Below are 26,892 nucleotides of genomic sequence, written 5' to 3' on the forward strand. Positions count from 1 at the left end.
TCCCGCCCGTGACTGAAGACGTGACCCCCGAGGCGTGGTCCGGTGTCCACCGCGGGCCGCTCCGTGCCGGTGAGTGGGTGCGGCTGGTCGACGGCAAGGGTCGCAAGCACAACTTCTGCCTCGAGCCCGGCAAGCGGTTCTTCTCCAACCGCGGTCACCTCGAGCACGACGAGCTGATCGGCCGCGAGGAGGGCTTCACGGTCACCTCCTCCGCCGGCGGGGAGTACCTCGTCTTCCGCCCCCTCCTCTCGGAGTTCGTCGTCTCGATGCCGCGCGGCGCGGCGGTCGTCTACCCCAAGGACGCGGCGCAGATCATCGCCATGGTCGACGTCTTCCCCGGCGCGCACGTCGTCGAGGCAGGCGTCGGGTCGGGGGCGCTGACCTGCTCGCTGCTGCGGGCGGTCGGGCCGCACGGCCGGGTGTCGTCGTACGAGCGCCGCGAGGAGTTCGCCGACGTCGCGCGCCGCAACGTCACCCAGTTCTTCGGCGGCGACCACCCCGCGTGGGACCTCACCGTCGGCGACCTGGCCGAGGCGCTGCCGGCGGCGGGGGAGCGGTGCGACCGGATCGTGCTCGACATGCTCGCCCCGTGGGACTGCCTCGACGCCGCCGCCGACGCGCTGCTGCCGGGCGGGATCCTCTGCGCCTACGTCGCCACGACCACCCAGCTCTCCCGGTTCGTGGAGACGGTGCGCCTCCACGGCGGGTTCACCGAGCCGCACGCCTGGGAGTCGCTGGTCCGCGACTGGCACGTCGAGGGCTCGCGGTGCGGCCCGGCCACAAGATGATCGGCCACACGGCGTTCCTCGTCACCGCCCGGCGGATGGCCCCCGGCGAGCGGGCGCCGCGCAAGAAGCGCCGGCCCGCGCCCGGCGCCTACGGGCCCGACTACGCGGGACCCCGGCCGCCGGGAGTCCCCGAGCCGGACGCGGACGAGGAATGACCAGCGGCGGCGGCCGGCCGAAGCCCTACCTCCTGCTCTCGATCCGCGCCGAGGAGCGGGCGGCGCTCGACGAGCACGCCGCGTTCGCGCGGTTCCTCGGCGCCGGCCGCGACGAGGTGCACCGGGTGGAGCTCGGCAGCCGGCCGCTCCCGGCGATCGACCTCGACGACTGGGCGGGGATCATCCTCGGCGGCGGCGCCTTCACCGCCTCCGACCCCGACGACGCGAAGTCGCCCGCCCAGCTCCGGGCCGAGGCCGACCTCGTCCTCCTGCTGGACGACGTCGTCGCCCGCGACTTCCCCTTCCTCGGCGCCTGCTACGGCATCGGCACCCTCGGCAGCCACCAGGGCGCGGTGGTCGACCGCAGCTTCCCCGAGCCGGTCGGGCCGGTGTCGGTGACCCTCACCGAGGCCGGCGCCGCCGACCCGCTGCTGGCGGGACTGCCGCCCCACTTCGAAGCGTACGGCGGCCACAAGGAGGCGATCTCCCGGCTGCCGGACCACGCCGTGGTGCTCGCGACGTCCAGCGCGTGCCCGGTGCAGGCGTTCCGGGTGGGCCGCAACGTCTACGCCACGCAGTTCCACCCCGAGCTCGACCTCGACGGGCTGCTGACGCGGATCGCGGTCTACGCCCACCACGGCTACTTCGACCCCTCCGAGCAGGACGCGCTCGGCCGCGCCGCCGCGGCCGTCCGGGTCACCCACCCGATGCGGGTGCTGCGGAACTTCGCCGCCATCTGCCGCGCCGCCGGGCGGGAGGACGCAACCCAATCGTGACCGACGCTCCGCGGCGGAGGGCTGTCCTGCTCCACCCGTCCGAGTAGTGTCAGAGTCGACGAGGAGGTGTGCCGATGACGAGCACCGGTGTCCACGGCGGCGGCCCGAGCCGCGACGAGCTGGAGGAGCAGGTCCGTTACCTCGAGGCCGAGGTCAACGACCTGCGGCGCCGCCTGACCGAGTCACCCGGCGGGTCCCGCTCCCTCGAGCTGCGGCTCACCGACGCGCAGCGGTCGCTGGCGGCGGTCACCGCGCAGAACGAGCGGCTGGCCGGCACCCTGCGGGAGGCCCGCGACCAGATCATGAAGCTCAAGGAGGAGGTCGACCGGCTCGCCCAGCCGCCGGCCGGGTTCGGCACCTTCCTCCAGCGCAACGAGGACGACTCGGTCGACGTCCACACCGGCGGCCGCAAGCTGCGGGTGAGCGTCAGCCCCAACGTCGACCTCGACCAGCTCCGGCGTGGCCAGGAGGTCATGCTCAACGAGGCGCTCAACGTCGTCGCCGCGCTCGACTACGAGACGGTCGGCGAGGTCGTCATGTTCAAGGAGCTGCTCGCCGACGGCGACCGGGTGCTGGTGATCGCCAACGCCGACGAGGAGCGCGTCGTACGACTCGCGGAGCCGCTGCGGGGCGAGACGCTGCGGGCCGGCGACTCGCTGCTGCTCGACTCGCGCGCCGGCTACGTCTACGAGCGGGTGCCGAAGTCGGAGGTCGAGGAGCTCGTCCTCGAGGAGGTGCCCGACATCGCCTACGAGTCGATCGGCGGTCTCGGCAACCAGATCGAGATGATCCAGGACGCGGTGGAGCTGCCCTACCTCTACCCGGAGCTGTTCGCCGAGCACCAGCTGCGCCCGCCCAAGGGCATCCTGCTCTACGGCCCGCCGGGCTGCGGCAAGACGCTGATCGCCAAGGCGGTCGCCAACTCGCTCGCCAAGAAGGTGGCCGCCCGCACCGGCGCCGAGGGCAAGTCCTACTTCTTGAACATCAAGGGCCCCGAGCTCCTCAACAAGTACGTCGGCGAGACCGAGCGCCACATCCGGCTGGTGTTCCAGCGGGCGCGTGAGAAGGCCAGCGCCGGCACGCCGGTCATCGTGTTCTTCGACGAGATGGACTCGCTCTTCCGCACCCGCGGCTCGGGCGTCTCCTCCGACGTCGAGAACACGATCGTCCCGCAGCTGCTCTCGGAGATCGACGGCGTCGAGCTGCTCGAGAACGTGCTGGTCATCGGCGCCTCCAACCGCGAGGACATGATCGACCCCGCGATCCTGCGGCCCGGCCGGCTCGACGTGAAGATCAAGATCGAGCGCCCCGACGCCGAGTCGGCGCGCGACATCTTCAGCAAGTACCTCACCGCCGACCTGCCGCTGCACCCCGACGACCTCGCGGAGTTCGGCGGCGACCGGCAGGAGACGGTGGCCGGGATGATCCGCGCGACCGTGGAGCGGATGTACGCCGAGACCGAGGAGAACCGGTTCCTCGAGGTGACCTACGCCAACGGCGACAAGGGAGGTCCTGTACTTCAAGGACTTCAACTCCGGCGCGATGATCCAGAACATCGTCGACCGCGCCAAGAAGATGGCGATCAAGGACTTCCTCGAGCACGACCAGAAGGGGCTCCGGGTCTCCCCACCTGCTCCAGGCCTGCGTCGACGAGTTCAAGGAGAACGAGGACCTGCCCAACACGACCAACCCCGACGACTGGGCGCGGATCTCGGGCAAGAAGGGCGAGCGGATCGTGTTCATCCGCACCCTGGTCACCGGCAAGCAGGGCACCGAGCCCGGGCGGTCGATCGACACGGTCTCCAACACCGGTCAGTACCTCTGAGGGTGTGCGGAGCGGCGGCGCCTATCGAGGCGTCGTCGGCCGCACCGCCCGGCCGCGATGCCCGAACGTCCACGGCGTACGGGGACCCGGCAGGTACTCGCTGCGCACCTCGACCAGGTCGAGCCCGGCGTCGCGCACCAGCGCAGGCACGTCGCGCGACAGGTGGCAACCGCCGGCGAGCCGGCGCTGCACCGGGTCGAGCCGGCGCTGCCAGGCGGCCGTCCGCGGGGTCGGGGCGAGGCCGTGCTCGAGGAACGCGAACCCGCCGCCCGGCCGGAGCACTCGTCGTACCTCCGACAAGGCACGGCCGGGGTCGGGGATCGTGCAGAGCGTGAACGTGCACAGCACGTGGTCGTAGCTCCCGTCCGGGGCGTCGACCCGCTGCCCGTCGAGCCCGACCCGCCGCACCGGGAACGGCGCCCGGTCGCGGCGCTGCTCCGACATCCGCCACCCGACGTCGGACGGCTCGACCACGTCGACCGCGGTCACCGCCGCCGGGAGCTCCGGGAGGTTGCGGCCGCTACCGGCCCCGAGCTCGAGGACGGTGCCCGTCAGCCCCGCGCAGACCTCGCGCCGCAGCTGCGCGACCTGTGGGCTCGAAAGGCTCCTGTCCGCGAGGTGTGGCACCACGCGATCGGTCCACCAGCCTGACATGATGGCCACGGTACCGACATCCGCACTCGAGGAGATCCCATGAAGAAGGTCGTGCTGCTCGTCCTGGTCGCCGCCGGTGTCGGCGTTGCGCTGAAGGTGGCCAAGGGTCGCTGAGCGACCGGTCGCGGAGGGGGGTGGGCACCAGCCCACCCCCTCCGCGCGTCCGGGCTCAGGCCCGGGCCTCGATCAGCAGGTTGTAGGGCGTCTCGGCGGCGACCCGCGCTTCGCTGAAGCCGGCGTCGCGGAAGGCCTGCAGCAGCCGGGCCGGCCCGGCCTGCGCGCCCAGCGCCTCGCCACCCTGCGAGATGCTGTGGGGGACGCACAGGCAGGAGCTGGCGGCGAAGTAGGTCTGCGCCACCGGGCTGCCGACCCCGGCCTCGAGCGCGTCGTGGGCGAAGGGCTCGACGGCGAACACCGACCCGCCCGGCGCGAGACGGGCCCCGGGCGTGCCTGAGCGCACCGACCGGGTCGCCCATGTCGTGGACGGCGTCGAAGAAGCAGACCAGATCGAACGTGCCGTCGTACGACGTCGCGTCGTCGCGCTCGAACACGACCCGGTCGGACACGCCCGCCTCCTCGGCCGCGGCGATCGCCCGGCGGACGGACTCGACGTGGTAGTCGACGCCCTTGAACGTCGAGCGCGGGTAGCGCTCGGCCATGATGATGTCGGCCGTCCCCAGCCCGCAGCCGACGTCGAGGACGCGGATGCCGGACTCCAGTCGCTGCTCGAGCCCGGCCACCGCCGGGATCCACTCCTGGACGAGCGAGCTGCGGTAGAGCGTGCCGAAGAACCGGTCCACCCCGGAGTAGAGCCGCGGGTCGTGCTCGTGCCAGCCGACGCCCTCGCCGGTCACGTAGGCGTGGGCGAGCCGGTCGGTGGCCGCCCAGACGGCGGCGATCACCTCGAAGCCGGCGATGCCGGACGCCGGGGGAGCTCTCGTCGGCGAGCACGAGGCCGTGCTCGACGGGGAGGGAGAAGGTGCCGGTGGTCGCGTCGTAGGCGACGTAGCCGGCGGCGGCCTGCGTCGACAGCCACTCCCGCAGGTAGCGCTCGGCGACGCCGCAGCGCTCGGCCAGCTCGGCGGGGGACCCCGGGCCGTCGGCGAGCGCGCGCCAGATGCCGAGCCGGTCGCCGAGGTAGACGAGCACGCCGTTGTAGGCGGCGGCCCGGTCCAGGGCGACGCGCATCGCGAACGCCTCGAGGGCCGTCGGGTCGGGCGCGGCGGCGACGCCGTCGACCTGCTGGAGGGTGGTGGTCATGGAGGTTCCTCTCGTGCCGTGGCGCCCGGGTGGCGCCGCTGTGCGACCACCGTGGGGGAGCGGCGTACCACGCCTCTGTCATCCCGTCGGGGACCGTCGCTCGGCGGTGACAGGACCGTGACAGCCGGTGCGGTGACGATCGCCGCATGACCAGGCTGATGACCCGGGCGCCGCTCGGCGTCGCCGACGTCGCCCGGCTCGGGACGGTGCTGACGGTGTGGGCGCACCCCGACGACGAGACCTACCTCGCGGGCGCACTGCTCGCCTCGCTCACCGACGCGGGCAACCGGACGGTGTGCGCCACCGCCACCCGCGGCGAGGCGGCCGACCCGCACGCCACGGCCGCGGAGCGGGCGGCGCTCGCGGCACTGCGCACCGTGGAGCTCGACGCCGCGCTCGGGCTGCTCGGCGTCACCGAGCACCACTGGCTCGACCATCCCGACGGCGGCTGCGCCGGCCTCGACGCCGCAGGACCGGTCGGCCGGCTGGTCGAGCTCCTCGACCAGGTGCGGCCCGACACCGTCGTGACGTTCGGCCCCGACGGGTTCACCGGCCACCCCGACCACCAGGCGGTGGGCCGCTGGGTCGACCAGGCGCTCGCCGCCTGGGACGGGACGCCGCTCGTGCTGCACCCCGTGCAGACCGAGGCGACCCTGGGCCGCAACCGTGCCCTCGACGAGGACTTCGGCGTCTACGAGCTCGGTCGCCCCCGCGTCGTGGCACCCGGGGACGTGCGGGTGCACCTCACCCTCGACGGCCCGCTCCTCGACCGGAAGGTCGCCGCGCTCGTCCGGCAGGAGTCCCAGACCGCCGGCCTGATCGGCGCCGTCGGACTGGACCGGTTCCGCCGCTGGGTCGCGGTGGAGCTGCTCGCGGAACCGGCCTGAGGTGCGCTGCGCCGGCACCTGGTGCCGGTGGAGCGCGACCTAGGGGCCGCACGCGGGACCACGACCGACAATCCGGGTGACGCCCCCGCCGTCCTGCGGCATCTTGGTGGGGTGACCACGCAGCGCGCCGAGGCGGACCGGGCTGCCGACCGGGTCCTCCCGGTCGAGCGCACCGCGCTGCCGCTGCGGGTCGACGTGCTCGGCCCGCTCACGCTGTGGGTGCAGGGCGCGGAGGTCGCGGTGCCGGGTGCTCGCCGGCGTGCGCTGCTGGCGCTGCTCGCGCTGGAGGCGGGCCGGGTGGTGGGCGCGGAGCGGCTGGTGGACGAGCTGTGGCCCGACGACCCGCCGGACAACGCGATGCAGGCGCTCTACAACCACGTGTCCCGGCTGCGAGGCCACCTCGGGCCGCTCGCCGACCGTCTGGAGCGTCGGGGGGCGCGGCTACCTGCTCCGGCTCGAGCCGGCCGAGCTCGACCTCGACGCGGCCCGCCGCCTGGCGGCGCAGCTGGACGGCGCCCAGCTCCCGCGGGGAGCCGAGGCGGTCCGGGCCGCGCTCGCGCTGTGGCGCGGCCCGGCGCTCGAGGAGTTCCGAGCGGTGCCCGCCCTGGAGGTCGAGGCGGTGGCGGTCGAGGAGCTGCGGCTGCGGCTGACCGACGACCTGCTCGAGGCACGCCTGGACGAGGGGCGACCGGGCCGTCGCCGCCGACGCGGCCCGGGCGGCGGCTGCCGCGCCGCTGCGCGAGCGCACCGCGCTGCTCCAGGTCCGCGCGCTGGCCGCCGAGGGCCGGCCCGCCGACGCGATGGCCGCTGCCCAGGGGTTCCGGCGCCGGCTGGCCGAGGAGACCGGCCTTGACCCGGGCCCGGCGCTCGGCGAGCTCGAGCAGCGGGTGGCCACCGGCTCCCTCGTGCGCCCCCACCCCTCGCAACCGGCGCCGTCGGCCGCCCGACCCGCGCCACCCGTGCCGGCGCACCCCGAGCGACCCGACGGCCCGCTGGTCGGGCGCGGCCACGAGCGCGCCGAGGTCGTGCGACTGCTGGCCGCGCACGGGCTGGTGACGCTCGCCGGGCCGGGCGGCGTCGGCAAGACCCGGCTCGCGCTCGACGTGGCGGCCGAGCCGCACGCACCCGGCCTGCCGACGGCGGTCGTCGACCTGGCGGCGGTCGACCTCGCCTCCCGGGTCTGCCAGGCGGTCGCGTCCACGCTCGGCCTGCGGCTCACCGGCGCGGTCGGCGCCGGTGACGTGGCCGGTGCGCTCGGCGATGCGCGGCTGCTCCTCGTCCTCGACAACTGCGAGCACGTCGTCGACGCGTGCCGCGACCTCGTGGTGGCGCTGCGCCGGGCGGCCCCGGGGTGGACGTGCTGGCCACGTCGCGGGCGTCGCTCCAGGCGCCGGGGGAGTACGTCGTCCGGTTGCAGCCGTTGCCGGTCCCGCGGGAGACCGGCGACCTCGAGGGGCGCTGCGGCGGCAGCCGGGGGTGCGGGCGTTCGCCGAGCACGCCCGTCGGCTGCGTCCCGACTTCGCGGTGACCGCCGCCGACGCCGACGACCTGGTCGAGGTGCTGCACCGCCTCGACGGCCTCCCGCTCGGCATCGAGCTCGCCGCGCGGCAGGTGGCGGTGATGCCGCTGCGTGCCGTCCGGGAGCGGCTCGACCGGGCGCTCGACCTGGCGACCGGGCGGCGTACCGACGACGACCGCCAGCGCACGCTGCGGGCCACCATCGACTCGTCCTACCGGCTCCTCGGCGTCGACGACCAGGCGCTGCTCCGCGCGCTGGCCCCGTTCCCCGGCGGCGTGGACCTGGGCACGGCCGAGGCGCTGGCCGGGGCGGTGGGGTGCACCGGCGACCCGGTCGACGTGCTGCACCGGCTCGTGGACGCCTCGCTGCTCGTCGCTGAGCCGGCGAGCGGTCGGTTCCGGCTGCTGTTCACCGTGCGCGCGTTCCTCCACGACGAGCTCGTGCGACGCGGGGGAGCTGGCCGCCGCGGAGGAGCGGTTCCTCGACCGGTGCCTGGAGGTCGCCGAGGACATCGGGGTGCGCATCATCGGCCCCGAGGAGGTGGCGACCGACCGGCGGCTGCGGGCCGAGCTCGACAACCTCCGGGCCGCCCGCGACCTGGCGGGGCTCCGGGGTCGCCAGGACGTGCGGGTCGGCCTGACCCTCGCGCTCGACGAGGCGGCGCTGTGGCGCGACCTCCGCGAGCTGTGGAGCTGGTCGCTCGAGCTGGCCGACGACCGGAGCCTCGACGACCACCCGCAGCGCATCGGTGTGCTCGGGGCCGCCGCGGAGGCGGCCCGGCTGACCGGCGAGCTCGACCGGGCGGTCGAGCTCGCCGAGCAGGCCCTGGCCCTCGCCGGCGAGGACGCGCCGCCGGAGCAGGTCCACGTCGGACTCCGTGCCCTCGGCTCGGTCGCCCACTTCCGTGGCGACTTCGCCAGCGCCCGCGACCTGTGGATCCGGTCCGGTCTGGGCCGCCGGGTGATCAGCGGCGGGTGGTTCGCCTCGGCCGCGCTCGCGGCGTCGTACGGCGGCGACCCGGCGGAGGCGCGGCGGCTGCTCGACCTCGCCGGGCCCGCGATCCGCGGCAGCGGCTGCCTCTCCCACGCCGCGTTCCTCTCCTACGTGGAGGGCGAGGTGCGGGCGACAGCGGCGCCGGAGGAGGCGCTGCCGTTCTACCTCGACGCGATCGACACCGCCCGCAGCGCCGGCACCATGTTCGTGGCGGGGGTGGCCGGGGTGGCGCTCGCGTCGGCGCGGACCCGGCTCGGCGACGTCGAGGGGGCGGCCGACGGCTTCGCCGATCTGCTCGGGCTCTGGGAGCGCACCGGTCACGCCACCCAGCTCTGGACCACGGCCCGCAACGCCGCCGGGCTGCTCGTCGCGGCAGGGCTTCGGCGGACGGCGGCGCTGCTGCTGGTCGTCGCCGACGCCCAGCCGGGGGCGGCCGCGGTCGGCCCGGCCATCGCGCGGCACAGCGGGCGGGTGTTCGTGCTGCCCGAGCAGGTCGTGGACGCCGACGAGCTGGCGGACGTCCGGGCCGAGGCGGAACGGCTGACCACCGGGGAGGTGCTGGACCGGGCCCGGGCCGAGCTGCGGGAGCTGGCCGCACAGGGCTCCCGGGTCACACCTCCTTGAGGTGCCAGGCCTTCCCCACGTTGAACGCCCCGAAGCACACCAGGCCGACGGCCACCACCATCAGCAGCACCGGACCGGCGGGCGCGTCCCGCAGGCGCACCAGCGCCTGGTCGAGACCGGCCGACTTCTCGGGGTCGTGGGTGTACGCCGCCCACACGAGCAGTCCGCCGATGACGCCGAACGCGACACCACGGGCGACGAACCCCACCCGCGCCAGCACCGACATCACCCGTCCGACGTCACCCGTGCGGCCACCGATGTCGACCTCGCGGCGCCAGCGGTCGGTCAGCCCCTTGGCGGCGCTGTAGACGCCGTAGCCGACGACCGCGAGCCCGCTGCCGCGACCAGCCACGGTCCGAACGGGAGCCCCATCACCTTCGCGGTGTAGCCGTCGGTGCCTCCGCCACCACCACCGTCGCCGAGGGCGATCTGCGCTGCGGTGACCGCCAGGACGGCGAACACGACCGCCCGGCCCGCCGAGCCCAGCCGGGCGCGGAGCCGGGCGCCGCCGTCGACGTCGCGGTGCCCGACCGCGGCCTGGCACACCTCGAACACGACGAGCGCGGCCAGCCCGACCGCCGCCACCCACAGCGCGACCGCACCCAACGGCTGCTGCGCCAGCTCGTGCAACGCTCCCTGGCCAGACGCCGAGCCCGCGCGCTCGCCCAGCGCCAGGTGGCCCGCCAGCCAGCCGATCACGCCGTAGACGACGCCGTACGCCACCATCCCCAACCGGGCCGTCCATCCGAGCGCCGGGTGGTCCCGGGCCTCCTCGGCCGCGTCCCGCGCGCGCTGCTCCACCGTCATCACCCACCTCCGCCTGCGAGGTACCCGCGACCACCGCGGCCAAGCGCGTAGGCTCGGAGCATGAGCGTGAGGCGGGTGATGGGGACCGAGGTGGAGTACGGCATCTCGGTCCAGGGGGTGCCGACCGCGAACCCGATGGTGGCCTCGTCGCAGGTGGTCAACGCCTACGCCACCGCGACCGTCCGCGCCCGGCGCGCCCGGTGGGACTTCGAGGAGGAGTCGCCCCTCCGCGACGCCCGCGGCTTCGACATGTCGCGCCAGGTCGCCGACCCCAGCCAGCTGACCGACGAGGACCTCGGCCTGGCCAACGTGATCCTCACCAACGGTGCGCGGCTCTACGTCGACCACGCCCACCCGGAGTACTCGACGCCCGAGGTGGTGACGCCGCGCGACGCGGTGCTGTGGGACAAGGCCGGCGAGCTGGTGATGCTCGACGCGTCGCGGCTGGCGCGGCAGCTGCCCGGCAACCCGTCGATCGTGCTCTACAAGAACAACACCGACAACAAGGGCGCGTCCTACGGCGCCCACGAGAACTACCTGATGCGGCGCTCCACGCCGTTCGCCGACATCGTCCGGCACCTCACGCCGTTCTTCGTCAGCCGGCAGGTCGTCACCGGCGCCGGTCGGGTCGGCCGCGGCCAGGACGGGCGGGAGAGCGGCTACCAGATCAGCCAGCGGGCCGACTTCTTCGAGGTCGAGGTCGGTCTCGAGACCACGCTCAAGCGGCCGATCATCAACACCCGCGACGAGCCGCACGCCGACCCCGAGAAGTACCGCCGGCTGCACGTCATCATCGGCGACGCCAACCTGTCGGAGATCTCGACGTACCTCAAGGTCGGCACGACGGCGCTGGTGCTCGCGATGATCGAGGACCGGTTCATCGCCGCCGACCTCGCGGTCGACACCCCGGTCGCCGCGCTGCGCGCGGTGTCGCACGACCCCACCCTGCAGCAGACGGTGACCCTGGCCGACGGGCGCCGGCTCACCGGGGTGCAGCTGCAGATGGAGTACCTCGACCTCGCCCGCAAGTACGTCGAGGACCGGATGGGCGCCGACGCCGACGAGCAGACCCTCGACGTGCTCGCCCGGTGGGAGGACGTGCTCGACCGGCTCGAGCGCGACCCGATGTCGCTGGCCGACCAGCTCGACTGGGTGGCCAAGCTCAAGCTCCTGGAGCAGTACCGCTCCCGCGACGGGCTCGCCTGGGACGACGCGAAGCTGCAGCTGATCGACTACCAGTACTCCGACATCCGGCCCGAGAAGGGCCTCTACCACCGACTCGCCGGGGCCGGCCGCATCCAGCGGCTGCTCACCGACGAGGAGGTCGAGCGGGCGATGCACGAGCCGCCGGAGCAGACTCGGGCCTACTTCCGCGGCCGCTGCCTGGACAAGTACGCCGACCACGTCGCCGCCGCGTCGTGGGACTCGGTGATCTTCGACCTGCCCGGCAAGGAGTCGCTGCAGCGGGTGCCCACCATCGACCCGCTGCGGGGGAGCAGGGCGCACGTCGGGGGAGCTGATCGACGCCTGCGACACGGCCGAGGCACTGGTGGACGCACTCACGCGGTAGCGGAGCGGTGGCTAGGCTCTTGCCATGGCCCAGGAGCACAAGCAACCGCGCAAGACCTCGGAGGAGTCCGAGGTCGAGGAGACCGAGGTCGCGCCCGAGTCCGACGTCGCCGAGCGCAAGGAGGCGCTCGACGACGACGTCGACGCGATCCTCGACGAGATCGACGACGTCCTCGAGACCAACGCCGAGGACTTCGTGAAGTCCTTCATCCAGAAGGGCGGCGAGTAGGCCCGGATGAGCGACGCGCGCATCCCGGGCGCCTTCCTGCGCCCGGGGACCTCCTCCTTCACCGACTTCATCGCCGAGAACGCACCCGACCTCCTGCCGGCCCGCCGCTCGCTGCCCGCCGGCAGCTACGGCGAGCTGGCGCCCCACGGCACGACGATCGTCGCGGCGACCTTCCCCGGCGGCCTGGTGATGGCCGGCGACCGCCGCGCCACCATGGGCAACGTGATCGCCCAGCGCGACATCGAGAAGGTCTTCCCCGCCGACGAGTTCTCCGTCGTCGGCATCGCGGGCACCGCGGGCCTGGCGGTCGAGATGGTGCGGCTGTTCCAGGTCGAGCTCGAGCACTACGAGAAGATCGAGGGCAGCATCCTCTCCCTCGACGGCAAGGCCAACCGGCTCTCGGCGCTGATCCGGGCCAACCTCGGCATGGCGATGCAGGGCCTCGCCGTCGTGCCGATGTTCGCCGGCTACGACCTCGACCGCGGCGTCGGCCGGATCTTCGGCTACGACCTCACCGGCGGCCGGCACGAGGAGCTGAGCTTCTTCACCGTCGGCTCCGGCTCGCTGTTCGCCCGGGGCGCGATGAAGAAGCTCTACCGCGACGACCTCACCGAGGAGGAGTGCGTGATGCTCGCGGTGCAGGCGCTCTACGACGCCGCCGACGACGACTCCGCCACCGGCGGTCCCGACCTCACCCGCCGGATCTTCCCGGTCGTGCACGTGGTGACCGCCGACGGTGGTCGCCGGCTCGGCGACGAGCGGGGTGGCCGAGATCGCCGACCGCGTCGTCGGCGGCCGGATGCTGCGGCCCGACGGGCCGGTCGCCCCGCTCACCACCGGAACCGACGAGGGGGAGGCGTCCCGATGAGCATGCCGTTCTACGTCTCGCCCGAGCAGCTGATGAAGGACCGGGCCGACTTCGCCCGCAAGGGCATCGGCCGCGGCCGGTCCCTGGTCGCCGTCCAGTACGTCGACGGCGTGCTGTTCGTGACCGAGAACCCGTCGCAGGCGCTGCACAAGGTGGCCGAGATCTACGACCGGATCGCGTTCGCGGCGGTCGGTCGCTACAACGAGTTCGAGAACCTGCGGATCGCCGGCGTCCGGCTCGCCGACATGCGCGGCTACGCCTACGACCGGCGCGACGTCACCGGCCGGGGGCTGGCCAACGCCTACGCCCAGACGCTCGGCACGATCTTCTCCAGCGGCGGCGAGAAGCCCTACGAGGTGGAGATCTTCGTCGCCGAGATCGGCGACGTGCCGGCCGACGACCAGATCTACCGGCTGACCTACGAGGGCCGGGTCGGCGACGAGCACGGCTTCGCGGTGATGGGCGGCGACGCCGAGACCGTGTCGTCGTACCTCCGCGAGCACTACACCGAGGGCGCCACCCTCGAGGAGGCGCTGCGGGTCGCCGTCGCCGCGCTCGGCCACGCCACCGAGGGCGGGCAGACCACCGACCGGGTGATCCCGACCGGCGACCTCGAGGTGGCGGTGCTCGACCGCACCCGCGTCCAGCCCCGCAAGTTCGCCCCGGATCCTCCCCGCCCGCCTCGAGGCCCTCCTCGGCGAGCGCGGCCCCGCCCAGGCGGCCCCGCAGGCGCTCAACGGCCCCGACGAGCCGCCGACACCGTCGGGTGACGGCGACGGGGAGGGCGGGGACCCGCCGGTGGCGCCGCCGCTGTAGCGGACCGCGCCCCTCACGCCCCCTCGTCCAGCCGCCGCAGGCCGCAGACGGCGGGGCCCTCGAGCACCTCGCCGTCGGGGGGCGAAGCGGGAGCCGTGGAGGGGGCAGTCCCAGGAGCGCTCGGCGTCGTTCCAGCGGACCGGGCCGCCGAGGTGGGTGCAGACGCCGCGCAGCTGGCGGATCGGACTCCTCGGCCCGGCGCCACTGGCGGCGGACGACGTCCTTGGTGAGCTCGATGCCGACGGAGGCGTTGAAGGTGGCGGCCCGCACGGCGCCGGCCGCCTCCCGCGGCGTCCACGCCGTGAAGGCGCGGCGCCACGGCGGGTCGTCCTCGGCGTCCCGGTGGAGGACCCGCTTCGCGACCAGCAGGGCGGCGGCGGGGATCGCGGCGAAGCCCCACTTGTCGAAGCCGGTGGCGACCAGGACGTCTTCGCCGCGGGGGAGCATCGGGCCGACGTAGGGGAGGCCGGTGACGGTGGCGTGGTCCTGCGCCGACCAGGTGTGGGTGACCTCCCCGCCGAAGGTACGGCGGGCCCACGCGACCAGGTCGTCGACCTGGCCCTGCGGCGACGGGTGCCGGCCGGTGACGTGGCCGTTGCCCCCCGACCAGCAGCAGCTCGTTCTCGCCGGGCACCGGGTGCGAGCGCACCGACCGGGTGGGGCTGTCGGCCGAGAGGTACATGCCGGTCGGGACCCACGGCGAGCGCAGCGCGGCGGCGTAGGACCGCTGCGGCTTGACCCGCGCGAAAGAACCCGTGGCGACGGAAGATCGGCTGGTTCGTCGCGAGCACCACGGTGCCGGCGACCGCGGTGGCGTCCTCGGTCTGCACGCGCAGTCCCTCGGCGGTGCGGTCGAGGTCGACGACCCGGGAACCCTCGAACAGCTCGCCGCCCTCGGCGACCAGCTCGGCGACGAGCGCGTCGAGCAGGTCCATCGGGTGCAGCTGCAGCTGGTCGGCGAGCCGGACGGCTCCCCGCACGGGGTAGGGCAGCTCGGTGGCGTCCTCCCAGGTGACGTCGAGGCCCGCGAGGTCGGCGACGGACTGCTCGGCGCGGATCCGGAGCTCACCGGTGCGCGAGGTCGCGTAGGTGTAGGCGGGCCGCACCTGGTAGGGCACGTCGTGGTCGTCGCAGAAGCGCCGCAGCCAGGCCTGCCCCTCCCGGTTGGCGGTCACGTAGTCGCGGACCACCGACGGCGGGTTCGTGCGGGCCATCTTGCTGAGCCGGGTGCCCTGCAGCAGGCTCACCTTCGCGGTCGTGTGCCCGGTGGTGCCGTCGCCGACCCGGCGCGCCTCCAGCACGGCCACCCGGCAGCCGCCGCGGGCGAGCAGCACCCCGGTCATCAGCCCGGTCAGCCCGGCGCCGACCACGAGGGCGTCGTACGTCGACCTGCCGGTGAGCCGCGGGTGCTCCGCGCGGGGCCGGTCGAGCCAGAGCGGCGTCATGTCGTCGGTCGCGCTCGTCATGGCAGCGCGGTACCCACCCCCGAGTGGGCAGAACCGCGTAGGGTTTGGTCATGGACCGCCGGATCTTCGGGATCGAGAACGAGTACGGCGTCACCTGCACGTTCAAGGGGCAGCGGCGCCTCAGCCCCGACGAGGTGGCCCGCTACCTGTTCCGCAAGGTCGTGTCCTGGGGCCGGTCCAGCAACGTCTTCCTCCGCAACGGCGCCCGGCTCTACCTCGACGTCGGCAGCCACCCGGAGTACGCGACGCCCGAGTGCGACGACGTCCTCGACCTGGTCACCCACGACAAGGCGGGGGAGCGGGTGCTGGAGGGGCTGCTCCTCGACGCCGAGCAGCGGCTCCACGACGAGGGGATCGCCGGCGAGATCTACCTGTTCAAGAACAACACCGACTCCGCCGGCAACTCCTACGGCTGCCACGAGAACTACCTGGTCAGCCGGGCCGGCGAGTTCAGCCGGCTGGCCGACGTCCTGATCCCGTTCCTCGTGACCCGGCAGATCGTGTGCGGCGCCGGCAAGGTGACGCAGACCCCGCGCGGGACGTCGTACTCCGTGAGCCAGCGCGCCGAGCACATCTGGGAGGGCGTCTCGAGCGCCACCACCCGCAGCCGGCCGATCATCAACACCCGCGACGAGCCGCACGCCGACGCCGAGAAGTACCGCCGGCTGCACGTGATCGTCGGCGACAGCAACATGAGCGAGACCACGACGCTGCTCAAGGTGGCGTCGTGCGACCTGGTGCTGCGGATGATCGAGGAGGGGGTCGTGATGCGCGACCTCACGATGGAGAACCCGATCCGGGCGATCCGGGAGATCTCCCACGACGTCTCCGGCCGGCGCAAGGTGCGGCTCGCCAACGGCCGCGAGGCCAGCGCCCTCGACATCCAGGGCGAGTACCTCCAGAAGGCCCGCGACTTCGTCGACCGGAGGGAGATCAGCACCCCGGTCATCGAGCGCGCGCTCGACCTCTGGGAGCGCGGCCTGAAGGCCGTCGAGTCCGACGACCTCGGGCTCGTCGACCGCGAGATCGACTGGGTCATCAAGTGGAAGCTGATCGAGCGCTACCGCGCGCGGCACGGCCTGCCGCTGAGCCACCCGCGGGTCGCTCAGCTCGACCTCGCCTACCACGACATCCACCGCGGCCGAGGCCTCTACTACCTGCTGGAGAAGCGGGGCGCGGTCGCCCGGGTGACCAGCGACCTGAAGATCTTCGAGGCGAAGTCGGTGCCGCCGCAGAACACCCGCGCGCGGCTGCGCGGCGAGTTCATCCGGCGGGCCCAGGAGCGGCGGCGCGACTTCACCGTCGACTGGGTGCACCTCAAGCTCAACGACCAGGCGCAGCGGACCGTCCTCTGCAAGGACCCGTTCCGCGCCCACGACGAGCGGGTGCAGCGCCTCATCGACGGCATGTGAGGCGGGTCTCCCGCGGCCTTGCACCCCTTGTAAGGTTTGCGCGTGCTTCACCGCCTGCGCCGACCCGCTGCCCTGGTCCTGCCCCCCCTCTTCCTCGCCGCCACCCTCGCCGCCTGCGGTGACGAGGAGGCGCCCACGGAGACGGCTGAGGGCTTCGACGCCGTGGAGGTGTCCGGCGAGTTCGGCCAGGTCCCCGAGGTGAGCTGGAACGCCATGCTCGAGTCCTCGGAGCCGCACGCCCAGGTGCTCGTCGAGGGCGACGGCCCGGTGATCGAGGAGGGCGACAAGGTCCTGGTCAACTGGGCCGTCTCCGACGAGTACACCGAGTCCATCGGCAGCGAGACGTACGGCGAGGACGCGCCTGCGAGCACGATCGACCTGTCGGCCGAGCCGACCTCGCGCCGCCGGCGCCGGTCGACCTGCTGATGAACCTGATCCGCGACCAGGTCGAGCCCGGCACGACGACCGTCGGCACCCGGATCGCGGTGACCGCCGACGCCGACGAGGAGTGGGGCGGCGACCAGCAGCTGGCCAACCACGTGCTCGGCCTGGTGCAGTACGGCATCGGCAACGAGGACGGCTTCGTCCTGGTGGCCGACCTCGAGGCGGTGCCGCTCGACGCCCCCGCAGGGTGCGCCGAAGCCGGCCCCGGCCTGGGCGCCGCGCGTGGTGAAGGACGACTCGGGCCCGACCGCGCTCGACACCGAGGGCCTGCCGGAGCCCGACCCGAAGGCGAAGGCGCTGGCGAAGGCGGTCCTCATCGAGGGCACCGGCCCGGCCGTCGAGAAGGGCGACACGATCGTCGTCAACTACCTCGGCCAGGTGTGGGGCGGCGACAAGCCGTTCGACGAGTCGTTCAGCAAGCAGCCGTTCGAGGTGCCGATCGGCGCCGGCGCCGTCGTGAAGGGCTGGGACCAGGGCCTGGTCGGCGTGCCGGTCGGCAGCCGGGTGATCCTGCGGATCCCGCCGGTGCTGGGCTACGGCAAGCAGGGCAGCGGCGACATCAAGGGCACCGACACGATGTACTTCGTCGTCGACGTGCTCGCCGCCGCCTGAGCGTCCACAACGCACCGGCGGTGAGCCCCGTCGGGGTGCGAGACTGAGCCCATGCCCGCGCCGAAGAGCGAGCGACTGCTCAACCTCCTCATCATGCTGCTGGTCCAGCGGCGTCCGATCGCCAAGTCCCGGATCCGCGAGCTGCTCTACCCCGACTCGCGTCCCGAGGCCTTTGAGAAGATGTTCGAGCGCGACAAGGAGGAGCTGCGCGCCCTCGGCGTGCCGGTCGAGGTCGTGCAGGTCGACCCGTTGTTCGACGACGAGGTCGGCTACCGGATCCCGGCCGAGGAGTTCGCGCTGCCCGACGTCGAGCTGACCTCCGAGGAGGCGGCCGTCGTCGGGCTGGCGACCCGGCTGTGGCAGCACGCCACGACCGCGCGGGCCTCGACCGACGCGGTGCGCAAGCTGACGGCGGCCGGCGTCGACGTCGACCTGGGCGCGCTCGACCTCGCCCAACCGCCCGCCGCGCTCAGCGACGAGCCCGCGTTCGCCCGGGCCTGGGAGGCGGTGTGCGAGCGCCGGCCGGTCGAGTTCCGCTACCGCCGGCCCGACGAGCCCGAGCCGCGGCTGCGCCACGTCCAGCCCTGGGGCGTCGTCCGCTCCGCCGGGCGGTGGTACGTCGTGGGCCACGACTCCGACCGCGGGGCCGAGCGGGTGTTCCGGCTCGACCGGGTGGTCGGCGACGTCGTGCTGACGGGCCCGGCACACTCCTACACCGTGCCCCCGGACACCGACCTGCGCGCCGTCGTCCAGCGACTGGCACCGGAGCCGGCGGCCGACCGGGCGGTGCTCCTCGCCCGCAAGGAGGCCGGGCACAGCTTCCGCCGCCGCGCCGTCCGCGTGACCGCCGGGGCGGAGGGGCCCGACGGGACCTGCGACTGGGACCGGATCGAGCTGGACCGTCCGGCCCGCGGCCTGGTCGACGAGGTGCTCTACCACGGGCCCGACGTCGTCCTCGTCGAGCCCGCTCCTTGCCCGCGCGGAGCTGGTCGAGCGGCTCGGGGCGGTCGTCGGATGACCGCGGGAGCCGCGCCGGGTGCACGCGACCAGGTCGCCCGGCTGCTGACCCTGGTGCCCTACCTCCACCACCGCGACGAGGTGCGCCTCGACGACGCCGCCGAGCTGCTCGGCACCACCCCGGCGCAGGTCCTCGACGACCTGAAGGTGCTCTTCATGTGCGGCCTGCCGGGCGGACTCCCGGACGACCTGATCGACGTGGACCTCGACGCGATCGCGACCGAGGACGGCGGGCCCGTGGCGGGCGGGGGTGATCAGGATCGACAACGCCGACTACCTGGCGCGGCCGATGCGGCTGAGCCCCAACGAGGCGTCGGCGCTCACCGTCGCCCTGCACGCTCTCCGGGAGTCCTCGCCGCTGGCCACACGGGCGGTCGTCGACTCCGTGCTCGGCAAGCTGGAGCGGGCCGCGGCGACCGCCGTCGCGGAGCGGACGCTGGCGATCGCCGAGGAGCCGACCGAGGAGCGGCTGGCGGCGCTCGCCGCGCTGCTCCAGGCGGCGGTGGACGCGGGCCGACAGGTCCGCCTGACCTACTACGTGCCGTCGCGCGACGAGATGTCGGAGCGGGTCGTCGACCCTCGCGGCGTGGTCTCCTCCGGTCGGTTCGCCTACCTCGACGCGTGGTGCCACTCCGCCGGCGCGATGCGGTTCTTCCGCCTCGACCGGATCGACCGGGCCGATCCGCTCGACTCGCCGGTCGCCACCGAGCCGGCCCCGCCGCGGGAGGTCACCACCGGTCTTCTGGGCGGCGAGGCACCCGAGGAGGGCACGACGGCCACGCTGGTGCTGCAGCCCGAGGCCGACTGGGTCCCGCACTACTACCCGGTGGAGGGACGTACGACGGCACGCCGACGGCACGCTCGAGGTCGACATCGTCGTCGCCGACCCGCGCTGGCTGCTCCGCCTGCTGCTCCGTCTCGCGCCCTGGGCGCGCGTCGTGTCACCCCCGGGAGTTCACCGAGTCTTTCACCGCCAGCGCGCGGGAGGCGCTCGCCCTCTACCGCTGACCGCGGCGTAGGATGGCGGAAGGTCTCAACCGCCGACTCGAGATTGGTGAAGCAATGGCTCCGATGATCTGGACCCCGCAGGGTGCCGAGTGGCTCGTCATCCTGGCGATCGTCATCCTCGTGTTCGGCGCCGCCAAGCTGCCCGACCTCGCCCGCGCCACCGGCCAGTCGCTGCGGATCTTCAAGGCCGAGACCAAGGGCCTGCGCGACGACGACAAGGACGACGCGCCGAAGAGCGGCCCCGCGGGCGAGGCTCGGTGCCGCCGACGAGGTCGCCGAGGGCGAGATCGTCGACGAGCACAAGCGCAACGCCTGACCGCCGGTCGCCCTTGTCGCTCACCGGAGTCGTCCAGCTCTTCGTCGGCAAGCCGGTCCACCCCGTCGGCCCCGACGGGCGGATGGCGCTGTCCGACCACCTGCGCGAGCTCCGCGCCCGTGTCCTCAAGGCGGCGCTCGCGATCGTCGCGGCGTTCGTGGTCGCCCTCTTCTTCTTCGACCCGCTCTTCCAGCTGGTCCCTCGACCCCTACCTCCAGGCCCAGGAGAAGCTGCCCGACGGCCGCACGGAGGCGACCACCGCCGGCGCGGCCGGTGGCTTCCTGCTCTACCTCAAGCTCTGCGGTCTCGCGGCCCTGATCGGCTCGAGCCCGGTGTGGCTCTACCAGATCTGGGCGTTCATCCTGCCCGGCCTGCACAGCAGCGAGAAGCGGTGGACGGCGGTGTTCGCCGCGATCGCCGGGCCGCTGTTCCTGGCCGGGGTGGTGCTCGGCTACGTCACGCTCCCGCTGGGCCTGGAGATCCTGATCGGGTTCACGCCCGCCGACCTCACCAACCTGGTCGAGTTCAACGACTACCTGTCGTTCTTCACCCGCGCCCTGCTGGTCTTCGGCATCGCGTTCGAGATCCCGGTCTTCGTCGTGCTGCTCAACCTGGCCGGTGTCCTGAAGGGACGCAGCCTGGGTGCGCACCGCCCGTGGATCATCATCGGCTCGTTCGTGTTCGCCGCCGTCGCCACCCCCTCCGGTGACCCCTTCACGATGACCTTCATGGCGGTGCCCATGGTGCTCCCTGTTCGGCATCTCCGAGGTGATCGCGCGTCTCAACGACCGCCGCCGCGAGCGCCGGGGCGTCAACGCCGGGCTCAGCCCCGACGAGATCAGCCCGATCTGATGGCGGACCCAGGGGCGTGGACCCCGGTCGACCCGTTCGACCTGCCCGAGTGGCTCGGCGTCGACCCGGTGACCTGGTCGGCGGTCGGCCGGCTGACCGCCGGCATCGTGCCTGGGCTGCTCAGCAGCGACCGCGACGGTGCGCAGCTGCCCTGCGACCTCCTGGCGGCCGACGTGGCCGTCCCCGTGCCCGTCGTCGACCAGGAGACGCGGGTGCGCGTACACGAGACGTGGCGACGGGGCGAGGTGCACCTGGTCGCCCGCGCCGGCCGGCTCAGCCTCGGCGCTCCCGGCGTCGACTTCGGCGCTCCGCGGGTCCTCGACGCGGTGGCCCGGCTGGCCCGCGCCGTGGGGGCGCCGCCGGACCACTTCGCGGTGCGGCTGCGGGTCGCGAGGGACGGTTCCGGCTGGGACCGGGGAGGCTGACCGTGGGCGGACGCCGGTGACCCGCGACGTCGCGGTCCTGACGAACCCGGTGGCGGGGGAGGGGACGGGCCAGGCGCGTGCGCGACGAGGCGCTGCCGCGTCTCCACGGCGCGGGGTGGCACACCCGGTCGCTGGTCGGCCGCGACGCCGACGAGGCGCTCGACCTGGCCCGCGGGGCCGTCGCGGACGGGGTCGACGCCCTGGTGGTCTGCGGCGGCGACGGCCTGGTCCACCTGGCCGTGCAGGCGGTGGCGGGCAGCGGCGTACCGCTCGGGATTCTGCCGGCCGGCACCGGCAACGACGCCGCCCGCGAGCTCGGGCTGCCGCTGCGCGACCCGGCGGCGGCCGCCGCTCGGCTCCTCGCCTGGCAGCCGCGGCGGGTCGACCTCGCGCGGGCGGGGGACCGGTGGTTCGCCACGGTGCTCGCCGCCGGCTTCGACGCGGTCGTCAACGAGCGCGCCAACCGGATGCGTTGGCCGAGCGGCCAGATGCGCTACAACCTGGCCACGCTCGCCGAGCTGCGCACCTTCGAGCCGCTGCACTACGTGCTCGACCTCGACGGCGACCAGCGCCAGGTCGACGCCATGCTCGTCGCGGTCGGCAACACGGCGTCGTTCGGCGGCGGCCTCCGGATCGCGGAGGGCGCGCGGCCCGACGACGGGCTGCTCGACGTGGTGGTCATCCACCCGGTCAGCAAACTGGAACTGGTGCGCACCTATCCGAAGCTGTTCCGAGGGACCCACGTCCACCACCCGCAGTTCGCCCGGCACCGGGTACGGCGGGTCACCGTCGCCTGCCCGGGCATCGTCGGGTACGCCGACGGCGAGCGGTACGGCGCGCTCCCGCTGACCATCGAGTGCGTGCCGCAGGCACTGGAGGTGCTGACGTGACCACCGAGGAGCAGTCGCCCGCCGAGCGCTACGCGTCCTACCGGCGCGACCGCGGGCATCCCGTCTTCCGCGACTTCGTCGCCGGCTACGAGTTCGAGCTCGACGACTTCCAGGTCGAGGCCTGCAAGGCGGTCGAGGACGGCAACGGCGTCCTCGTCGCCGCGCCGACCGGCGCCGGCAAGACGTTGGTGGGGGAGTTCGCGGTCCACCTCGCGCTCGAGACCGGCCGCAAGTGCTTCTACACGACCCCGATCAAGGCCCTCTCTAACCAGAAGTACCACGACCTCGTCGCCCGCTACGGCCCGGAGCAGGTCGGGCTCCTCACCGGCGACACCACGATCAACGGCGAGGCACCGGTCGTCGTGATGACGACCGAGGTCCTCCGCAACATGCTCTACGCCGGCTCGCGGACGCTGATCGGGCTGGGCTTCGTCGTGATGGACGAGGTCCACTACCTCGCCGACCGGGCCCGCGGCGCGGTGTGGGAGGAGGTCATCATCCACCTCCCCGAGTCGGTCTCCGTGGTCTCGCTGTCGGCGACCGTCTCCAACGCGGAGGAGTTCGGCGAGTGGCTCGAGACCGTCCGTGGCGCGACCCGCACGATCGTGGCCGAGCGACGGCCGGTGCCGCTCTACCAGCACGTCATGGTGGGCCGGCGGCTGCTCGACCTGTTCGCCTCCTCCGACGTCGACGCCGCGGCGGGGTTCGTGCGCGAGGGAGCGCCGGTCAACGACGAGCTGATGCGGATCGCACGCGACGACTGGGCCAGCACCCGGCTGATGCGCGACCGCCGGTCGCCGCGCAAGGGCCGCCCGGGCTCGTCGAAGAACCCCCGCGCCGTCGGCAACGGCCGACGGGTCTGGATCCCGGGCCGGGTCGACGTGATCGACCGGCTGGAGCGCGAGCAGCTGCTGCCGGCGATCGTCTTCATCTTCAGCCGGGCCGCCTGCGACGCCGCGGTGCAGCAGTGCCTCGACGCCAACCTCCGGCTGACCACCCCCGAGGAGCGCGACCAGGTCATCTCCTACGTCGAGCACACCGTCGGGAGCCTGCCGGGAGCCGACCTCGAGGTGCTGGGCTACACCGACTTCCTCGACGGCCTGAGCCGCGGCGTCGCCGCCCACCACGCCGGCATGCTCCCCGCGTTCAAGGAGTGCGTGGAGGCGCTCTACCTGCGCGGCCTGGTCAAGGTGGTCTTCGCCACCGAGACGCTCGCCCTCGGCATCAACATGCCCGCCCGCACCGTCGTCCTCGAGAAGCTGACGAAGTGGAACGGCGAGACGCACGCCGACATCACGCCGGGGGAGTACACCCAGCTCACCGGGCGCGCCGGCCGGCGCGGGCTCGACGTCGAGGGCCACGCGGTGGTGCTCTGGCAGCCGGGCATGAACCCCCGCGAGCTCGCGGGCCTCGCATCGACGCGGACCTACCCGCTCCGGTCGTCGTTCCGGCCGTCGTACAACATGGCGGTCAACCTGGTGAACCAGTTCGGCCGGCACCGCTCCCGCGAGCTCCTCGAGCAGTCGTTCGCCCAGTTCCAGGCCGACCGTGCCGTCGTCGGCCTCGCCCGCCAGCTGCGCAAGGCCGAGGACGCGCTGGCCGGCTATGCCGAGGCGGCGCACTGCCACCTGGGCGACTTCATGGCCTACGCCGACCTTCGCCGCCGGATCGGAGAGCTGGAGAAGGAGGCGAGCCGCGCGCGGCGCGCCGACCGCCGCGACGACGCACAGCTGTCGCTGGAGCGGCTGCGCGCCGGCGACGTCATCGTCGTCCCCGCCGGCAAGTTCTCCGGGCCCGCCGTCGTCGTCGACCCGGGCCTGTCCGACAACGGCCACCGCCCCCTCGTCGTGACCGCGGCCCGGCAGTCGAAGCGGCTGGCGATGATGGACTTCCCGGTGCCGGTCGAGCCGGTCGGCCGGATCCGGCTGCCGAAGCGGTTCGACGGCCGCAACCCCCAGCAGCGCAAGCAGGTCGCCGAGGCGGTGCGCCAGGCGGTCGCCGACCTGCCACCGTCGGTGACCCGGCCGCGCGCCGACAAGGGGACCGACCCGGCGGTGGCGGCGGAGGTCAGCGCGTTGCGCACCGAGATGCGCGCCCATCCCTGCCACGGCTGCGCCGACCGGGAGGACCACGCCCGCTGGACCGAGCGCTACTTCAAGCTCAAGCGCGACACCGACACCCTCGCCCGCCGGGTCGAGCGACGCACCAACACCGTCGCCCGCCAGTTCGACCGGGTCTGCGAGGTCCTCGACGCCCTCGACTACCTCGACGAGGACCGGGTCACCGACCGCGGCCGCGGCCTGATGCGGATCTACTCCGAGCTCGACCTGGTCGCGGCCGAGTCGCTCCGGGCCGGCCTGTGGGACGGGCTCTCCCCGTCGCAGCTGGCCTCGGTGCTGTCGGTGCTCGTCTACGAGGCGCGCCGGCCCGAGGACGCACCGCCCCCGGATCCCCGGCGGCGCGATCGCGGAGACCATCGACGAGATGGTGCGGCTGTGGGGGAGCCTCGAGCGGCTCGAGAAGGACCACCGGCTCGCGTTCCTGCGCCCACCGGACGCCGGCTTCGCGTGGACGGCGTACCGCTGGGCGGAGGGCGACGACCTCGACCAGGTGCTCACCCGCGCCGACCTGACCGCCGGGGACTTCGTCCGGCAGATGAAGCAGCTCGTCGACTTCGCCGGCCAGATCGCCGATGCTGCTGGGGGACTCGGCGGTGCGGGCGACCGCGCGGAAGGCGGTCGACCTGCTGCGTCGCGGGATCGTGTCGACCGACTGACGCCGCGGCGATGAGTTCCGGCCGTCGTGCCGGTCGGTGCAGGCGAGACGACACGAAGGAGCGACCATGACCGTGACCACGACCACCCACCAGCTCTCCGTCCCCGGGGCGGTGCTGACCTACGACGTGCACGAGCCCGCGACACCGGGCCCGCACCGCCCGCTGGTGGTGTTCGGCTCCCCGATGGGCGCCTCCGGCTTCGCCCAGCTGGTGCCGCACCTCGACGACCGCACCGTGATCACCTACGACCCGCGGATGGCCGAGCGCAGCAAGCTCGAGGAGGGTGGCGAGGTCTCCTACGAGATCCACGGCGACGACGTGCACCGGGTGGTGGCGGCGGCCGGCCACGGACCGGTCGACGTGTTCGCCTCCAGCGGCGGGGCGGTGGCCGCGCTGCCGTGGCTCCTCGCCCACCCCGCGGAGGTCGCGACGGCGGTCCTCCACGAGCCGCCCCTGACCGCCCTGCTCGAAGACCGCGACGTCGTCCAGCGGGTCAACGACGACATCGTGGCCACCTACGAGCGCAGCGGCCACGGCCCGGCGATGGCGAAGTTCGTCCGGTTCGTGATGCACGACGGGGTCTTCACCGAGGAGTTCCTGGAGCAGCCGGCGCCGCCGCCCGAGCAGCTCGGCTTCTCCAGCGACGACGACGGCAGCCGTGACGACCCGCTGCTGGGCCACAACCTGCGGATGGCGCCCTACCACCCCGACGGCGCGGCGCTGGCCGCGTCGGGCGTGCGGATCGTGCCCGCGGTGGGGGCCACGAGCGGCGCCGCGCTGCCGCGCCGGGGCAGTGAGGCGCTCGCCGCGCTGCTCGGCGTCGCACCGGTCGAGTTCCCGGGCGACCACGGCGGCTTCGTCGCCAACGAGTGGTCACCGGGCAACGACCCGGCCGCGTTCGCCGCCCGGCTGAAGGAGGTGCTCGCCGCCCGCTGACGCGGCGGCGTCAGCCGGCGAGGACGGCGGTGAGCCGCTCGACGGGGGAGTCGAGCCGCCACCGCTCGCTCAACGCCGCCAGGGCGTCGGGGTCGGCCGGCTCCGCGGGCAGCTCCAGTCCCTCGCGCGGGAGGTCGAGGTCGCGGGCGACCGCGACCACCCTCGGCGCGACGGCGAGGTAGTCGGCGGCGTGCTTGATCTTCAGTCGAGGGCCGCCGCCGAGGTCGCTGTCCGGGTCGGCGGCGGCCGCCACGACGCCGGCGAGGTCGTCGTACTTGCGCAGCAGCGACGCGGCCGTCTTCTCCCCGACCCCCGGCACCCCCGGCAGGCCGTCGGAGGGGTCGCCGCGCAGCGTCGCGAAGTCGGCGTACTGGCGGGCGGCGACGCCGTACTTCTCCAGCACCCAGGCCTCGTCGACCCGCTCGTGGCGCCCGACGCCCCTGCCGATGTAGAGCACCCGCACGCCGGCCTCGTCGTCGACGAGCTGGAAGAGGTCGCGGTCGCCGGTGACGACGTCGACCGGCATCCCGGCGTCGGTGGCGAGGGTCCCGATCACGTCGTCCGCCTCGTAGCCCGGTGCGCCGACCACGGCGATGCCGTACGCGGCGAGCACCTCGCGGATCACCGGCACCTGCACCTCCAGCGGGTCGGGCACCACCTCGACGTCGGCGGCGCCCTCGACCTCCTCGACCACCCGGTGCGCCTTGTACGTCGGCAGCAGCTCGACCCGCCACGCCGGGCGCCAGTCCTCGTCCCAGCAGCACGCCAGGTGCGTCGGGCGGTACTGCTCGACGAGGCGGGCGATGTAGTCGAGGAGCCCGCGCACCGCGTTCACGTTGGTGCCGTCGGGCGCCAGGATCTCCGGGACGCCGTAGTAGGCGCGGAAGTACATCGAGGCGGTGTCGAGGAGCAGCAGCCGCGGGGGACCGGTCGCTCAGCGTGCTCATGGCCGCAGAACGTACACCGCG

Annotated in this window: 19 protein-coding genes and 10 pseudogenes; 22 read left to right on the forward strand and 7 right to left on the reverse strand. The window is 73.8% G+C overall.

The window, feature by feature from the left end:
* The first annotated feature begins 8 nt into the window (after window positions 1-8).
* The 3 genes and pseudogenes from MF408_RS22165 (at window position 9) to arc (ending at window position 3,544) form a co-directional block, all read left to right on the forward strand.
* A pseudogene (locus MF408_RS22165) lies at window positions 9-943 on the forward strand (tRNA (adenine-N1)-methyltransferase).
* Entirely contained in the window at window positions 940-1,719 is a 780-nt protein-coding gene (locus MF408_RS22170) for a glutamine amidotransferase (RefSeq protein WP_240249439.1), read from the forward strand. Before MF408_RS22165 ends, MF408_RS22170 begins: the two are co-directional and overlap by 4 nt.
* A 74-nt stretch (window positions 1,720-1,793) precedes the next feature.
* Window positions 1,794-3,544, forward strand: a pseudogene (arc, locus tag MF408_RS22175) (proteasome ATPase).
* A gap of 21 nt (window positions 3,545-3,565) precedes the next feature.
* Here the strand turns inward: arc and MF408_RS22180 are convergent.
* Together MF408_RS22180 and MF408_RS22185 are read right to left on the reverse strand one after the other, a co-directional pair.
* The gene (locus tag MF408_RS22180) at window positions 3,566-4,198 is read right to left on the reverse strand and encodes a class I SAM-dependent methyltransferase (protein WP_240249440.1); all 633 of its coding nucleotides are present in this window, start codon (window positions 4,196-4,198) and stop codon (window positions 3,566-3,568) included.
* A 169-nt stretch (window positions 4,199-4,367) separates the two neighbouring features.
* The gene (locus MF408_RS22185) at window positions 4,368-4,613 is read right to left on the reverse strand and encodes a hypothetical protein (protein ID WP_240249441.1); all 246 of its coding nucleotides are present in this window, start codon (window positions 4,611-4,613) and stop codon (window positions 4,368-4,370) included.
* Window positions 4,614-5,074: 461 nt separating this feature from the next.
* Here MF408_RS22185 and MF408_RS22190 point away from each other — a divergent pair, with 461 nt between their 5' ends.
* Together MF408_RS22190 and MF408_RS22195 are read left to right on the forward strand one after the other, a co-directional pair.
* On the forward strand, window positions 5,075-5,608 hold the full coding sequence (locus MF408_RS22190; protein WP_240249442.1) for a hypothetical protein: 534 nt from the start codon (window positions 5,075-5,077) through the stop codon (window positions 5,606-5,608).
* Window positions 5,605-6,345, forward strand: coding sequence for a PIG-L family deacetylase (locus MF408_RS22195; protein WP_240249443.1), 741 nt, complete (start codon window positions 5,605-5,607; stop codon window positions 6,343-6,345). The genes MF408_RS22190 and MF408_RS22195 overlap by 4 nt, the downstream gene beginning before the upstream one ends.
* A gap of 39 nt (window positions 6,346-6,384) precedes the next feature.
* Here MF408_RS22195 and MF408_RS22200 read toward each other — a convergent pair whose 3' ends face one another.
* A complete protein-coding gene (locus MF408_RS22200; protein ID WP_240249444.1) occupies window positions 6,385-6,744 on the reverse strand; it encodes a hypothetical protein in 360 nt (119 codons plus the stop codon).
* A gap of 46 nt (window positions 6,745-6,790) precedes the next feature.
* Here MF408_RS22200 and MF408_RS26120 point away from each other — a divergent pair, with 46 nt between their 5' ends.
* Window positions 6,791-7,198 (forward strand): BTAD domain-containing putative transcriptional regulator, encoded by a 408-nt coding sequence (locus MF408_RS26120; protein ID WP_275693517.1) that lies wholly within the window; start codon window positions 6,791-6,793, stop codon window positions 7,196-7,198.
* Between the two features lie 362 nt (window positions 7,199-7,560).
* On the opposite strand, the gene MF408_RS22210 is transcribed toward MF408_RS26120, so the two are convergent.
* Window positions 7,561-8,295: a hypothetical protein gene (locus MF408_RS22210; RefSeq protein WP_240249446.1), complete on the reverse strand. Its 735-nt coding sequence runs from the start codon at window positions 8,293-8,295 to the stop codon at window positions 7,561-7,563.
* Window positions 8,296-8,380: 85 nt separating this feature from the next.
* Here MF408_RS22210 and MF408_RS22215 point away from each other — a divergent pair, with 85 nt between their 5' ends.
* Window positions 8,381-9,481, forward strand: a complete 1,101-nt coding sequence (locus MF408_RS22215; protein ID WP_240249447.1) for a hypothetical protein — start codon at window positions 8,381-8,383, stop codon at window positions 9,479-9,481.
* On the opposite strand, the gene MF408_RS22220 is transcribed toward MF408_RS22215, so the two are convergent.
* Together MF408_RS22220 and MF408_RS22225 are read right to left on the reverse strand one after the other, a co-directional pair.
* Window positions 9,468-9,833 (reverse strand): DUF1206 domain-containing protein, encoded by a 366-nt coding sequence (locus MF408_RS22220; RefSeq protein ID WP_240249448.1) that lies wholly within the window; start codon window positions 9,831-9,833, stop codon window positions 9,468-9,470. The two genes, MF408_RS22215 and MF408_RS22220, sit on opposite strands and share 14 nt — an antisense overlap.
* Window positions 9,767-10,288: a DUF1206 domain-containing protein gene (locus MF408_RS22225; protein ID WP_240249449.1), complete on the reverse strand. Its 522-nt coding sequence runs from the start codon at window positions 10,286-10,288 to the stop codon at window positions 9,767-9,769. The genes MF408_RS22220 and MF408_RS22225 overlap by 67 nt, the downstream gene beginning before the upstream one ends.
* A gap of 60 nt (window positions 10,289-10,348) precedes the next feature.
* Here MF408_RS22225 and dop point away from each other — a divergent pair.
* The 15 genes and pseudogenes from dop (at window position 10,349) to MF408_RS22290 (ending at window position 25,924) form a co-directional block, all read left to right on the forward strand.
* Window positions 10,349-11,858: pseudogene (gene dop / locus MF408_RS22230) on the forward strand (depupylase/deamidase Dop).
* A gap of 24 nt (window positions 11,859-11,882) precedes the next feature.
* Window positions 11,883-12,086, forward strand: coding sequence for a ubiquitin-like protein Pup (locus MF408_RS22235; protein ID WP_240249450.1), 204 nt, complete (start codon window positions 11,883-11,885; stop codon window positions 12,084-12,086).
* 6 nt (window positions 12,087-12,092) lie between these two features.
* Window positions 12,093-12,954: pseudogene (prcB, locus tag MF408_RS22240) on the forward strand (proteasome subunit beta).
* Window positions 12,951-13,770: pseudogene (gene prcA / locus MF408_RS22245) on the forward strand (proteasome subunit alpha). Before prcB ends, prcA begins: the two co-directional pseudogenes overlap by 4 nt.
* A 1,516-nt stretch (window positions 13,771-15,286) precedes the next feature.
* Complete coding sequence (pafA, locus tag MF408_RS22250) at window positions 15,287-16,648, forward strand: Pup--protein ligase (RefSeq protein ID WP_240249451.1); 1,362 nt, start codon at window positions 15,287-15,289, stop codon at window positions 16,646-16,648.
* Window positions 16,649-16,690: 42 nt separating this feature from the next.
* Window positions 16,691-17,074: a hypothetical protein gene (locus MF408_RS22255; RefSeq protein WP_240249452.1), complete on the forward strand. Its 384-nt coding sequence runs from the start codon at window positions 16,691-16,693 to the stop codon at window positions 17,072-17,074.
* 240 nt (window positions 17,075-17,314) lie between these two features.
* Window positions 17,315-17,704, forward strand: a complete 390-nt coding sequence (locus MF408_RS22260; RefSeq protein ID WP_240249453.1) for an FKBP-type peptidyl-prolyl cis-trans isomerase — start codon at window positions 17,315-17,317, stop codon at window positions 17,702-17,704.
* Between the two features lie 180 nt (window positions 17,705-17,884).
* Window positions 17,885-18,913 (forward strand): annotated as a pseudogene (locus MF408_RS22265) (WYL domain-containing protein); the annotation flags it as partial.
* A 97-nt stretch (window positions 18,914-19,010) separates the two neighbouring features.
* Entirely contained in the window at window positions 19,011-19,796 is a 786-nt protein-coding gene (locus MF408_RS22270) for a WYL domain-containing protein (RefSeq protein WP_275693518.1), read from the forward strand.
* Window positions 19,793-19,894 (forward strand): annotated as a pseudogene (locus tag MF408_RS27335) (twin-arginine translocase TatA/TatE family subunit); the annotation flags it as partial. The gene MF408_RS22270 and the pseudogene MF408_RS27335, both read left to right, overlap by 4 nt.
* Window positions 19,895-20,127: 233 nt before the next feature.
* A pseudogene (locus MF408_RS27340) lies at window positions 20,128-20,202 on the forward strand (hypothetical protein); the annotation flags it as partial.
* Window positions 20,203-20,350: 148 nt separating this feature from the next.
* Window positions 20,351-21,322, forward strand: a pseudogene (locus tag MF408_RS27345) (twin-arginine translocase subunit TatC); the annotation flags it as partial.
* 77 nt (window positions 21,323-21,399) lie between these two features.
* Window positions 21,400-22,212 carry a diacylglycerol kinase gene (locus tag MF408_RS22280; protein WP_240249455.1) on the forward strand — a complete coding sequence of 271 codons (813 nt, stop codon included), beginning with the start codon at window positions 21,400-21,402 and terminating at the stop codon, window positions 22,210-22,212.
* Window positions 22,209-24,988: pseudogene (locus MF408_RS22285) on the forward strand (DEAD/DEAH box helicase). The gene MF408_RS22280 and the pseudogene MF408_RS22285 overlap by 4 nt, the downstream one beginning before the upstream one ends.
* A 66-nt stretch (window positions 24,989-25,054) precedes the next feature.
* Window positions 25,055-25,924, forward strand: a complete 870-nt coding sequence (locus MF408_RS22290) for an alpha/beta hydrolase (RefSeq protein ID WP_240249456.1) — start codon at window positions 25,055-25,057, stop codon at window positions 25,922-25,924.
* A 10-nt stretch (window positions 25,925-25,934) separates the two neighbouring features.
* Here MF408_RS22290 and MF408_RS22295 read toward each other — a convergent pair whose 3' ends face one another.
* Window positions 25,935-26,837 carry a 5'-3' exonuclease gene (locus tag MF408_RS22295; RefSeq protein WP_275693519.1) on the reverse strand — a complete coding sequence of 301 codons (903 nt, stop codon included), beginning with the start codon at window positions 26,835-26,837 and terminating at the stop codon, window positions 25,935-25,937.
* Window positions 26,838-26,892 lie beyond the last annotated feature (55 nt).

Source organism: Nocardioides sp. TF02-7 (assembly GCF_022437945.1).
GTDB lineage: Bacteria > Actinomycetota > Actinomycetes > Propionibacteriales > Nocardioidaceae > Nocardioides.